10 protein-coding genes are annotated in these 12,131 nt (G+C 45.5%); 3 read left to right on the top strand and 7 right to left on the bottom strand.

Annotated elements, in window-relative coordinates; all coding sequences use genetic code 11:
* Positions 1-50 precede the first annotated feature (50 nt).
* From LLF92_08125 to ftsY, 4 genes are all read right to left on the bottom strand, one after another.
* A complete protein-coding gene (locus LLF92_08125) occupies positions 51-656 on the bottom strand; it encodes a DUF2238 domain-containing protein (GenBank protein MCE5341078.1) in 606 nt (201 codons plus the stop codon).
* A 21-nt stretch (positions 657-677) separates the two neighbouring features.
* Positions 678-2,462 carry a YgiQ family radical SAM protein gene (locus tag LLF92_08120; protein ID MCE5341077.1) on the bottom strand — a complete coding sequence of 595 codons (1,785 nt, stop codon included), beginning with the start codon at positions 2,460-2,462 and terminating at the stop codon, positions 678-680.
* Between the two features lie 44 nt (positions 2,463-2,506).
* Positions 2,507-3,481 (bottom strand): ADP-glyceromanno-heptose 6-epimerase, encoded by a 975-nt coding sequence (gene rfaD, locus LLF92_08115; GenBank protein MCE5341076.1) that lies wholly within the window; start codon positions 3,479-3,481, stop codon positions 2,507-2,509.
* 525 nt (positions 3,482-4,006) lie between these two features.
* A complete protein-coding gene (gene ftsY / locus LLF92_08110) occupies positions 4,007-4,930 on the bottom strand; it encodes a signal recognition particle-docking protein FtsY (protein ID MCE5341075.1) in 924 nt (307 codons plus the stop codon).
* Positions 4,931-5,361: 431 nt separating this feature from the next.
* On the opposite strand from ftsY, the gene dnaA reads away from it, so the two are divergent.
* Entirely contained in the window at positions 5,362-6,654 is a 1,293-nt protein-coding gene (gene dnaA / locus LLF92_08105) for a chromosomal replication initiator protein DnaA (protein MCE5341074.1), read from the top strand.
* A 50-nt stretch (positions 6,655-6,704) separates the two neighbouring features.
* Here the strand turns inward: dnaA and LLF92_08100 are convergent, their stop codons facing one another.
* The gene (locus LLF92_08100; GenBank protein MCE5341073.1) at positions 6,705-8,312 is read right to left on the bottom strand and encodes a diguanylate cyclase; all 1,608 of its coding nucleotides are present in this window, start codon (positions 8,310-8,312) and stop codon (positions 6,705-6,707) included.
* Positions 8,313-8,667: 355 nt separating this feature from the next.
* On the opposite strand from LLF92_08100, the gene LLF92_08095 reads away from it, so the two are divergent.
* Positions 8,668-9,726 carry a DUF3466 family protein gene (locus LLF92_08095; GenBank protein ID MCE5341072.1) on the top strand — a complete coding sequence of 353 codons (1,059 nt, stop codon included), beginning with the start codon at positions 8,668-8,670 and terminating at the stop codon, positions 9,724-9,726.
* Between the two features lie 75 nt (positions 9,727-9,801).
* Here LLF92_08095 and LLF92_08090 read toward each other — a convergent pair whose 3' ends face one another.
* On the bottom strand, positions 9,802-10,293 hold the full coding sequence (locus LLF92_08090; GenBank protein MCE5341071.1) for a hypothetical protein: 492 nt from the start codon (positions 10,291-10,293) through the stop codon (positions 9,802-9,804).
* A gap of 93 nt (positions 10,294-10,386) precedes the next feature.
* Here LLF92_08090 and LLF92_08085 point away from each other — a divergent pair, with 93 nt between their 5' ends.
* Positions 10,387-10,959, top strand: a complete 573-nt coding sequence (locus LLF92_08085) for a TerB family tellurite resistance protein (GenBank protein MCE5341070.1) — start codon at positions 10,387-10,389, stop codon at positions 10,957-10,959.
* A gap of 102 nt (positions 10,960-11,061) precedes the next feature.
* Here LLF92_08085 and LLF92_08080 read toward each other — a convergent pair whose 3' ends face one another.
* Positions 11,062-11,832, bottom strand: a complete 771-nt coding sequence (locus LLF92_08080) for a sel1 repeat family protein (protein MCE5341069.1) — start codon at positions 11,830-11,832, stop codon at positions 11,062-11,064.
* Between the last annotated feature and the right edge of the window lie 299 nt (positions 11,833-12,131).

The raw sequence follows: 12,131 nt of genomic DNA, 5'->3' as shown, positions 1-12,131 counted from the left end.
GCTATTCAATATTATATGCCAAAAACACTATAAGTGCAACGCAGAATCGGCTAATTGATTTCGTTAAGTTTTTTGCGGTTTGTCAGCCAGAAAACCACCATCGTAAAACAAGCTCCCAGAGTATCCGCAAGCATATCTTTTTGCGCATCCCAGATATCGCCCTGCGAACCAAGCACAGCTATACCCGCTTCTTTATCCGCGTTGACAGCGTACAGCCATTCAAAAATTTCATAACCCGCCGCGACTGTTACGATTGCGAAAACAGGAAACAAAATCAAAACCAATTTTGAATTGAGTGATTTTTTCGCAAGCAAAAGTTCAGCTATCGGACATGCGTAGAAACCAACCGAAAAATGAGCAACCCTGTCGTAATGATTGCGTTCAAAGCCGAAAAGATTCGTTATAAAATCGAACGGCACCCTCTCGAAAGTATAATGTCCGCCGATAGTATGCAGAATCACAAGCACAGACATCATAATATAACTTAAAGGACTGAAAAGATGGAAATGCGAAACAATAATAATAACAATGACAATCAAAACAATCGGGGCGTTTTCCGCAAACCATACATTCCTGTCATAAGGCGAAATCGCACAAACAATGAATACAACGACGTATAAAGCCAGTAACGCTAAAGGTACAATTTTCTTGTTCAAGGTTCCTTCCTTACAAAAAAATTAACGATAATGTTTATTCTTCCCTAATTTCGCAATCAAATCTTTTCGGCCTTTGGACGACAGGAAGTTTTTCAACATTTGCTGATACTCCGGTCGGCTGTACTGCAAAAGCGCTAACTGCAATTTTTTGTCGCTGTGGCCTTTGGGTACGAAAATCTTTTTGCCCTTGGTGTCCTTTTCCGAAACGTACATCGCAGTCGAAAGCGTCAGCGGCACAGGTGTGAAATCCTGAACCTGCTCCAAACGCCAATTCTTATCCAACAGATACTCCGTCAGTTGCAGCGCGTCATCGGCTGTGCAGCCGGGGTGCGAACTAATGAAATACGGAACAAGATACTGCTGCTTGCCCGCTTTTCTCGACGCTTCGGCGAATTTGTCCGCAAACTGCTCGAAAAGCTCAAACGGCGGTTTGCCCATCAACTGCAACACTCTCGGACAAGAATGCTCCGGCGCAACTTTCAAATGCCCGCCGACAAAATGCTGCGTCAGCAGATTTATATAATCATCATTCATCAGCGCAAGGTCGTGCCGAACGCCTGAAGCGATGTAAACATTTATTTTGCGTTTGTCCGCCCTGCTGAATTTCAAAATCTCGTCCATCAGCTTGAGCATCCGTGAATAATCCGCTTTCAAAAATTTGCACGGCGTCGGGAACAAACAGCTATTCCGCAAGCACGGTTTATCATTCCCGCATTTCATACCGTACATATTCGCCGTCGGGCCGCCAATATCGGAAATCGTGCCGCGGAAGAATTTTTCAGTTGTGAGTTTCTTTGCTTCTTCAAGTATCGAACCAACTGACCGGCTGGAAATCTGTTTGCCCTGATGGAAATAAAGCGAACAGAACGAACAGCCGCCGAAACAGCCGCGATGCGTGATTATCGAAGTCTGCACCGGCTCAAGCGCGGGCACGCCGCCTCGTTTGTCGTACATCGGATGCCAGCATTTTGTGAACGGCATAGCGTAAATTTCGTCCATCGTTTTTTCGTCGAGCGGTTCGGCAGGCGGCATCACGATAATTTTCGCTGCGCCATGGTCTTGCAGCACAGGTTTACCGTCAGAAGCGATTTGATTTTGATACAGCAACTGCGATTCCATTGCCATTTCAGGCTTGCTAATCTGCTGTTCAAGTGACGGAAGCTCAATCGCGTCTTCAGGCGGTATAACGCCTTTATAGACAGGATAAGCAGTACCGGCGATATTTGTAATTTCACGAATCGACTGCCCTGCCGCAAGTCTTCTGGCGATTTCAAGCGTCGCAAGTTCGCCCATACCGTGAACGAGCATGTCAGCTTTGGCGTCAACAAGAACGCTGCGTTTGAGCTGGTTTTCAATGTAATCAAAATGCACAAGCCGCTTGAGACTCGCCTCAAGGCCGCCGATGATAATTGGAATATTTTTGAACGCTTCTCTTGCTCTTGCCGCGTAAGCAAGCAAAGGTTTGTCAGGGCGTTTGCCAAGTGCGCCGCCGGGCGAATAAACATCTTCTCTGCGTTTGTGGCCGAGCGAAGTATAATTATTAAAGCGTGAATCGATTGAGCCGGAAGTTATGCCCCAGAACAATCGAGGCGGACCAAAAATCCGAAACGCATCTGCGCTCTTCCAGTCGGGCTGCGCGAGTATCGCGACTTTGAAGCCGTGCTTTTCGAGCCATCGGCCAATCAGCGCAACGCCAAACGACGGATGGTCAACATACGCATCACCGGTAACGAGAATGACATCCGGCTGATTCCAGCCACGCGAGGCCATTTCTTGTGCTGTTGCGGGTAAAAAATTTGAAACCACGAATGAACACGAATTAACACTAATTTTTATTTAACTACAATTTTTTAAGCAGACAGATACTTTTCACCAGCTAAATAATTCTGCACATAATCTCTGACAGCATCTTCGAGCGAAGTGATTTCCTTTTTATAGCCTGCTCCGCGAATCTTGCCGATTTCCGCCTGTGTGAAATACTGGTACTTATCCCGCAACATACTCGGCATATCAATAAAATCAATGCTCGGCTGCATATCCAACGCGGCAAACATCGCATTAGCCACATCGAGCCATGTGCGTGCGCGGCCGGTGCCGACATTGAAAACGCCATTGGCCTTTTTGTTCTCAAGGAAAAACAGCGTCATATCGACCGCATCCTTGACATACAGGAAATCTCGCATCTGACAGCCGTCCTTGTACTGCGGATTATACGATTTGAACAGTTTTACGCGACCGGTTTGCTTAATCTGCTGGAAACCTTTCAGCACAAAACTTCGCATATCGGCTTTGTGATATTCGTTCGGGCCGAAAACATTGAAATATTTCAGGCCGACAATTTTTTTCGCCATTCCATTGTTCTGTGACCAAAGGTCGAACATCTGCTTTGAAAAGCCATACATATTCAAAGGCTGCAACTGCGAAAGCATCGCTTCGTCATCGCAGAAACCTTTTTCGCCGTCGCCGTAAGTTGCTGCGCTCGATGCGTAAATGAATCTCGCCTTTTTGTCCATCGCGAATTGCGCAACAGTTTTGGAATACTCAAAATTAACCTTTGTTAAATACGATGCGTCCGTTTCAGTCGTCGATGAACAAGCGCCGAGATGAAAAACCGCTTCGACCGGCAAAAAGAATTTGCCCGCGGTGATAATATCATGAAAATTGTCCGCTTCGAGATAATCCGTGTACGCTAAATTACGAAGATTCTTCCACTTCTCATCACCGCCGAGAATATCGACGACAAGAATGTCTTTAATTCCTTTAGCGTTAAGAGCGGCAACTATTGCCGAGCCGATAAAACCTGCACCACCTGTTACTATTATCATATCAAATTTCAAAAATTAAATATCAAAAATTGGATTCCCCCTACAGGGGTTTTCAACCACCTGCGCGGGAATGACACGGTCTTGAATCCCTTACGGGAACGGATTTAAAGAGTAAGGAAAATCCGATTGGTTGTCAAATGCAAAAAATAGCGCACAAAAAAGGCCGACTTTTTAGGTCGGCCGAGTACGAACTCTATTTTTAAGAAGTTAAATCACGTAACTTAACACAAGGCGATGTAACTCAAAATGGCAAGCAACAATATCCGTTTCTTATTCGATGTAAACGGTAGCCATTGCGTATAATAAAAACTTCTAATTCTTGCCAATCTTCGTTCCTTTCCTGAAAGCAGCGAACGCATTATAACAAATAAAATGGCAAAAAGCAAAAAATAAGCAGAAAATTATTATTAACCGCTTACAGACAAACAAGTTACATCAAAAATTACATTATTTCAAAACGCCATTTTTAATACTGATAACCTGTTATTTCCAAAAAGACCTTGTTTAATTGTTTATTTGAAATCATCAATTAAATAATGCCTCAACGAAAGTCGCAGGGTCAAACTCGGCAATATCATCCGGCTTTTCGCCAAGTCCGATAAACTTTACCGGAATATTAAGCTGGTCTTTAATCGCGATAACGATACCGCCGCGAGCAGTGCCGTCGAGTTTGGCAAGGAAGATGCCGCTGACATTCACCGACTGCGTGAACATCTTGGCCTGCGTAATCGCGTTTTGGCCGGTGGTCGCATCGAGAACAAGTAAAACTTCGTGCGGCGCGGTTGGGATTTGCTTTGTTACTACATCGCGAATCTTTTCAAGTTCCTTCATCAGGTTTTTCTGCGTGTGCAGTCTGCCTGCGGTGTCGAGAATCAGATAATCAGCTTTTCTGGCAAGAGCCGCTGCACAGGCATCATACGCAACAGCCGCGGGGTCGGAATTTTGTTCATGCTTGACGATTTCAACGCCGATGCGCTGCGACCAGATTGTGAGTTGTTCTACCGCTGCTGCGCGGAACGTATCGCAGGCGGCAACGATTACCTTTTCCTTATTCCGGCTCAACATATACGCCAGTTTGGCAATGCTGGTCGTTTTGCCGCTGCCGTTGACACCGGCGATAAGAATGACCGTCGGCTTAGTCGGCGACAATTTCAATTTCCTGTCCTGTTCCGGCCAGTAACCTTTCATATGTTCTTTTAAGAAAGGGATGATGTCGTCTGTCTTGAGAATTTTTTTCTCTTTGTACGCCTTGCGTAAATCCCCGATGAGTTTTTCTGTCGTCTCAATGCCGATGTCGTCGCCGACAAGCGTTTCCTCAAGCTGTTCGAGAAGCGCATCGTCGATGTCCCGGCCGAGCGTCAAGATACTTTGCAGCGAAGATTTAATCTTGTCTCGCGTCTTGCCGAGCTGACCTTTGAGATAATCAAGTGTCTTTGTAAAAATTCCCATATCATTTCCTTAAAATTGCTTAATACCGGTGGTAATAAAAAACTGCGACTGTACATCGCAACTTAGCGAAGCTGGTGTTATGATTTACTAACATTTCAACGCGATATTAATATACCTGTGGTATAAACAGGATAGAATATTAAGATATGAGTTTTAAGTTGACAACTAAAAACTTACAATTTACTATTATATGTTCGCTAAAGGCTGCCTCTAAAAATTGCTTTTAAAGCGAGACCAAGCGAAATTTTCGCAGGCGAGGCAGCAGAGTCAAAATCGCCGCAAGTGTAGTTGCAACCCTACATTGAGGACGATTTTGGCTCGATAACGATGACGGCGGGAATTGCAGCCGGTCGAAGCCAAAATGAATTTTTAGAGGTTGCCTTAAGTTATATTCTATACTTTAAATCCTGTAATACGAAGTGAGGAAGTCTTTGGCTCAAAACTCAACAGAAATATTTGATGCAATAATAGACCGGGTTAAGGTTCTCGACCCGGTGAACAGCAGAAGCTGGTTTGACACGTTAAAATATAAAAATTTCAGCGGCGGACAACTCGAAATCGAATGCCCGGACGCTCAAAGTGCAGGCTTCCTGCAGGACGTCTGCACAAGCAGTTTCACGCTCGCTGCGCAGCAAATCACCGGCCATCTTGTAACCGTCAAATTCTCCGGCCAGAATCACACAGGCGAAGTCAGCAGACCAATCGTTCCGCTCAAACTTCATCCCGACTACACGTTCGACAATTTCGTTGTCGGGCCGTGCAATCGTCTGGCGCACGCAAGCTGCGTAGCTGTCAGCAAATCGCCGGGGCAAACATATAATCCGCTGTTCATTTACGGAACGGTAGGACTCGGCAAGACGCACCTGCTGCACGCAATCTGCCGTGAGACGGTAAATTCGCTGCCGAACGCAAAGATTCAGTTTATAAGCTGTGAGGAATTTGTAAACCGATTCATCAACGCGATTGAGGCCGGCACACTTGCGCAGTTCAAGAACCAGTTCAGAACGGTTGACCTTTTGGTAATCGACGATGTACAGTTCCTGCGAGAACGCGACCAGAGTCAGGAAGAATTTTTCCATACGTTCAACGCGCTGTACGACAATCGCAGTCAAATCGTCTTGAGCGCAGACGCCCCGCCTGGCGAGATACCGACACTTCCGGAAAGACTTACAAGCAGATTCAAATGCGGACTGGTGGCAAGAATCGACCCGCCGACTCATGAAACAAGAATCGCGATTGTGCAGAAAAAAGCCAAACTTCGCGGAATGAAAATTACGGATGATGCCGCCGAGTATATCGCGTCAAAAGTAAAAGCCAACATCCGCGAGATTGAAGGCGCATTAACGATGATCTACGCGCTGGTCGGCAGCAGCGGACAGGAAATCACAAAAGACTTCGCAAAGGCAACTCTCGGCGATGCCGACAGCGGCGACAGAAGCATAACAATAACGGACATTATAAAAGCCGTTACGACGTATTACGACGTCCGCCCCGCTGACTTGCAGAGCAAAAAGCGAAGTCAGAGCATTACAATGCCGCGGCAGATATGTATGTACCTTGCGAGGAATTTAACGAGCCACAGTCTTGAGGAAATCGGCGGCCACCTCGGCGGAAGAGACCACACTACCGTTATGCACGCCTGCGGAAAAATTATGAAACTGGAAAAGTCTGATGAAAAAATTCAGGCACAAATCACCGAGCTTACAAAACGAATTAAGAAATAATTTTTAATTTTTAATATTTAATATTTAATTAAAAATTTCATTCTTCAATCTTAAACACTCAACGCCATTGAATCTATTGGCTGTTTCTGTGTAAGCGGCCAGGCGGTTTTGTTTTCTTCGTACACCTTTTTGAACGCATCCACAACTTCAGGGTCGAACTGTGAACCGCTCAAACTTACTATCTCTTTCAGCGATTCATCGCCTGATTTCGGATTTGGATTCCACGGCTTGGCCGATGTCATCGCGTCAAACACATTTGCTACCGCCAGTATTCTGGCGCCTATCGGAATATTTTTCCCGACAAGACCGTTTGGATATCCTGTGCCGTCGAAATTTTCGTGATGATGACGGATAATCACAATCTCCTGATTGAACACACCTATCGGCGAAAGTATTTCAGCGCTGACAATCGGATGCCGCTGCATAATCCTCATTTCTTCTTCGCTAAGCTGCTGGAGTTTGTGCAGAATTTCATTTGGAATTACGATTTTGCCCAGGTCGTGCAGCGTTGCACAAACGCCGAGCTGCTCAATCAATATTTGCGAAACTTCCATCTTGCGGGCAATCGCCTGAACATAAATCTTTACATTGTCCATATGAATTGCGTGATACGGGTCTTTGCCGACAATCGCTTTTGTGAACGATTGAACGATCCCAAGCGTCTGCTGTTTAACCTGCATCGCAAGCGTGGATATTTTGCTCTGCAGTTCCTGAAAATCGCTGCTTTCGTGCGTTGTAACAACTTCCTGCTTATCTATCGCCGAATACGGCACAACGCAATTTCTGCCGCGATTCTTCGCGGTGTAAAGTGCATTGTCAGCTCTGCGAATCAATTCGTACGGGTCAGCCTTGTCGCCGCCGTCAAAAACGGCAACGCCTGCACTGCACGTAACGGAAATTTCTTTGCCATCGACTTCCCAATGACTTTCGTCGATTATTTTGATGAGCTTGTTGGCTCTTTGCGTGGCAATCTCGACCGGCATTCCAGGCATCATTATAACAAATTCTTCGCCGCCGTAACGGGCAGCCATATCCATCGGATAAATGCTTTCTTTGAGAATCTTGCCGACCTGCTGCAAAATTTTATCGCCTGAAAGATGGCCGTAAGTGTCGTTGAATTTCTTGAAATGATCAACGTCAAACATCATCACAGCGATAGAACCGCCGCGGATTTTCGCCTGTCGAAGTTCATAGTCGAGCATCTGGAAGAAGTGCCGACGGTTGGCAAGTTGCGTAAGCTCGTCAGTATTCGCCTGCAAAAAAAGTTTTTCCTGCAGGTCTATCATCTTCAGAACAATACCGATGCGTGCCTGCAGTTCGCCTTTGTTGAATGGTTTGGTTACATAATCAATCGCGCCGAGTTTCAGGCCGCTGATTTTATCTTCGCTCTGGTCTTTTGCAGAAACGAAAATTATCGGAATCGAAGATGTACGTGTATCCGCTTTCAAACGTCTGCACGTCTCGAAGCCGTCAATATCCGGCATCATCACGTCGAGCAGAATAACATCCGGCTTTTGCTCTATCGCAATGTTGATACCTTCAATCGCGTTGCTTGCCAAAAGCGGAACAAGCCCCATATTGCCAAGGTGCGCCTTGAGCAGCGTCAGGTTTGTCATACTATCATCAATAACAAGAATTTTGCGTTGTTTATCTGACATATATAGAAAGTTCCTGCATAAAACACATTTTATACTCGGTTTATATCGTCATTTTATGCCGGTAAAATAACAAACAAAATGCTATTCAAAAATCCGCGTTTTGGGCCTGAAAGTCCGGAAAAATGGGGACTGGCTCAAGCTAAGCCGCGGTTTTTAGCGGCGTGCTGTGCCTGTCCCCATTTTTCCTCAATTAAAAACATATGGCTAAAGTGTTACAATTTTCTTGACAAATTAAAGCGATTATGGTAGAATACCGCACAATTGGGAGTTAGTTGGTTTCATCACAAAGCCAAATCGGAGAAAAGCTCATTATGTCAGTTTAATGTAATGTAGTTTTTCTGGAAGAGACGAAGTTATGAAGATTTTCCGATTTGTAGTTGCGCGTTCGCGCACAAAGTCCGCATTTCAATTTTTTATCCTGCTCGCAATTTTCGCACTCTGCAACTCTGCGCTGGCAGTTGATTATGAAATTGTAAACCTCGGTTCTCTCACTACCGGCGGAGCAAGCTATGCGTATAGTATTAACAATGATGGTGTAATTGTCGGCAGAGCGCAAACCGCAAGCGGCACAACCATCGCATGCCTTTTTGACAACACAGGCAGCGGAAGCAATACAAACCTCGGCGCACTTGCCGGCTATTCCGACAGCTACGCATACTCAATCAATGACAGCGGTCAAATCGTCGGCTGGTCGCAGAACAGCAGCACAGACACATCGGCTTGTTCTTTCACTACCAGTGCAGGCTCGGTCGCATCAATAAAATCCGGAAACGGCATGGCAATCGCAATTAACAACGCGGGCATAACCGTCGGCAGATATGACAACAAGGCATACAACTTCACTACCGATGCGCAATTAAGTACAAAAGACAGCTACGCGCTTTCCATTAACAATACCGGAACAGTCGTTGGAATCGAAGCCGACACCGGCGGAAATTACTTCGCCTGCATCTTCAATAGTGGTGGAAACATCACGCTTAGCGATTTAGAAAGCTTTGCATATTCAATAAACGACGCAGGAAAAATCGTTGGAAGCAATGAGGGCGTCGCGTGCCTCTTCGACGAAACGGGCGGCAAAGCAAACACATTACTCGACGGCCTCGGCAGTTTGGCCATCGCGAACAACATATCAAACGAAATCATCGGCTACGCAATGGACAGCGAAAACAACGCCATAGCGTGCATGTTCGACCCAACCGACAGCGGACACAATATAAACCTCAATGACTTAATAGACCCATCACTCGGCTGGAACTTGCGATACGCTTATGACATTAACGATGACGGCTGGATTGTCGGCGTCGGAATACTCAACGGCACTGAAACCGCGTACCTGCTTAAAGCCATTCCAGAACCGGCAACAATCGCCATTCTCGGAATCGGCGGTCTGCTGTTCATACGAAAAAAACTTTAGTGAATAACTAATAGTGAAGAGTGAAGAATTTAATTTGAAATTCAAAATTAAGCATTCTTCAACTCTTCACTCATTTTACGCCGTTGTTGTAGTGGTTGTCGCAGTTGCTTTCGCTACTTCAGCTTTGACTTCTTCCTCTGTGTAGTGGCTCGGCCAAAGTGTCCGCCAACCCGCGACATACGAACCTACCGGCAGAAGCGTCAGCAAACCAGTCAGCAGCCAGCCCGGCTGGTCAATCGTGCCAATCATCGATTGCCTGTCTGCCTGTGCCTGTTTGATTGACACATCCAAAACGCCGAGAACCTGCTGATATTTTTCCTTATTGAGATTCGCAAGATAGTCCAGCCGAAGCTGTTCACCGGTATAAACATCAATCACCTCGTTTCTGACTTCTTGCGCGGTGTGCAGATTCTTTTCGTACCACGCGATGCTGTTAGCGTCCCTGCCCGCGTATTTGACGGCCAAAGGGCTAATCTGTGCGGGATAAAAATCGTACAGAAAATGACAGCCCGCCGCGAACATAATTGAACTTACCAAAATTAATGACAAAATTACTTTCATAGACATAGCGTCCTCCTTATAAAAAAATTGATTTTTGTTGATTTGATGATATGCTGTTGACTAAACGTTAAACGAATTTGAATTGATTCAAGGTGCCTTATGATAGAATCGGATTTTTTCCAGAAAGAACAAACACAAACTTTAGAAGACCTCTTTTTCATCAAGAAGGACAGGGAACTCATCGCCCAGCTTCACAAAATGGAGCGAATGAAAGAGTCGAAAAAGTCGCTGGCCACAGTGTCCGGCATTACGAATGACAAGGTTCTGGAAAAACTCGTCGAGCTTGAGATTCGGCCGGAAGTTATCGCGTCTCTTGCGATGATTCCGTTGATTGAAGTCGCATGGGCGGACGGCGAAATCGACAAAAATGAACGACGGGTCATACTCGACGCCGCATGTGAAATATTCATCACAAAAGAAAGCCCCGATTACGCACTGCTCAAAAGCTGGCTAAAATACAAACCGAACGTAAAGCTGTTCAATGCGTGGAAGCATTACATACAGGGCTTGTGCGAACAGTTGACCAAACAACAGAAGAATGCACTTAAAAAAGATCTAATCGGCCACGCGAAAGATGTCGCGCAGGCTGCCGGCGGGTTTCTTGGCTTCGGCGATAAAATTTCCAAAGCCGAACAAAAAATGCTCGACAAACTGACACAAGCATTTGAATAACCTATTTAGCCACTAAGGCACCAAGGCACAAAGCAATGTCATTCCCGCGAAAGCAGGAATCCAGTCTAATAATTTTTTCTTAGTGTCTTTGTGTCTTCGTGGCTACCGTCCAAACGCATTCGCTTTCGTTTTCGCATCTGCGGTTTGAGCAGCGTTGAGTTTTTTGCCGACCAGATATTTATCTTCGAAAACATCACCGCCATTTTTCTCGGCCAGCAGCAGCCACTTATACGCCTCGACGTAATCCTGCTTGACGGCCGGACTTTCCATATAAAGGTTCGCCAGTGCGTGCTGCGCATCGGCATAATTTACCAGAGCGGCCTTGCTGTACCAGTTCATCGCCTCGGCATAATTCTGCGTAGTGCCGAATCCGTTGTAGGTCATCCAGCCCATATAGAACATTCCGCTGCCCTGCCCTGCGTTGGCTGATTTGCCGAACCATTTCACCGCTTCGTTGTAATCGCTTCGCTTGACGCCGAATCCGCCGCGCCAGCAGTAACCGACGTTGGTATAAACTTTCGCGTCGCCCTTTTGCGCAGAGGCGTTCAGCGTTTTGAATAATTTTTTATAGTTCCATCCGCCGTTGCCGTTTTTGTAAATTTCGCCGAGACTTTCCAGAGCGACAAGATTGCCCGCCATTGCGGCATTGAAGAACCATTTCTTCGCCTTACCGTAACTCTGCTTTACCTGTTCGCCCTTGAGATACATCGTCGCGAGTTTGATTTGCGATTCAGGCGTAACCGGATTGACGCTTGCGATGACCGCTTTTTCTTTAATCTTTTTGGGTTTTGGCTCTTTGGTTTTTTTAGCTGAATATGCGTTGCCTGCCAGCAAAGTCAGACAAAGGATGGATATAACAAAAATCCGTTTCATTTTAAAGCTCCTTAAAATTGAAATTTACAACCAGAGTATCATACCCGTTCTATCCTGAAACGCAAGCCCAAAAAATGACTGCCAATGCTATTGAAAATAGAGGAATTTCTCTCTTAATAGATTCCTCATAATGTTTAATTGCAAATTTAAAATTAAAACTTAAGGCCACCTCTAAAAATCGCATTTTAGAGGCATAATTTTCAGTTAAACTTTTTTAGGTATTTTTTTGAAACTTTTATCACAAAATTACGGTTTTTTCTGTCAAAATAATGGCACTTTACTTCTGCACCGCTCGGCAA

The organism is Planctomycetaceae bacterium (assembly GCA_021371795.1).
Classification (GTDB): Bacteria; Planctomycetota; Phycisphaerae; order Sedimentisphaerales; family UBA12454; genus UBA12454.
The sequence above is the reverse complement of the archived record's forward strand: the minus strand, read 5'-3'. Positions and strand labels throughout refer to the sequence as shown.

What these genes read in the sequence shown, in the direction of transcription:
- rfaD (MCE5341076.1), bottom strand. Translation starts at nt 3,481, where the DNA reads ATGATAATAGTAACAGGTGGTGCAGGTTTTATCGGCTCGGCAATAGTT.
- ftsY (MCE5341075.1), bottom strand. Translation starts at nt 4,930, where the DNA reads ATGGGAATTTTTACAAAGACACTTGATTATCTCAAAGGTCAGCTCGGC.
- LLF92_08100 (MCE5341073.1), bottom strand. Translation starts at nt 8,312, where the DNA reads ATGTCAGATAAACAACGCAAAATTCTTGTTATTGATGATAGTATGACA.
- LLF92_08095 (MCE5341072.1), top strand. Translation starts at nt 8,668, where the DNA reads ATGAAGATTTTCCGATTTGTAGTTGCGCGTTCGCGCACAAAGTCCGCA.
- LLF92_08090 (MCE5341071.1), bottom strand. Translation starts at nt 10,293, where the DNA reads ATGTCTATGAAAGTAATTTTGTCATTAATTTTGGTAAGTTCAATTATG.
- LLF92_08085 (MCE5341070.1), top strand. Translation starts at nt 10,387, where the DNA reads ATGATAGAATCGGATTTTTTCCAGAAAGAACAAACACAAACTTTAGAA.
- LLF92_08080 (MCE5341069.1), bottom strand. Translation starts at nt 11,832, where the DNA reads ATGAAACGGATTTTTGTTATATCCATCCTTTGTCTGACTTTGCTGGCA.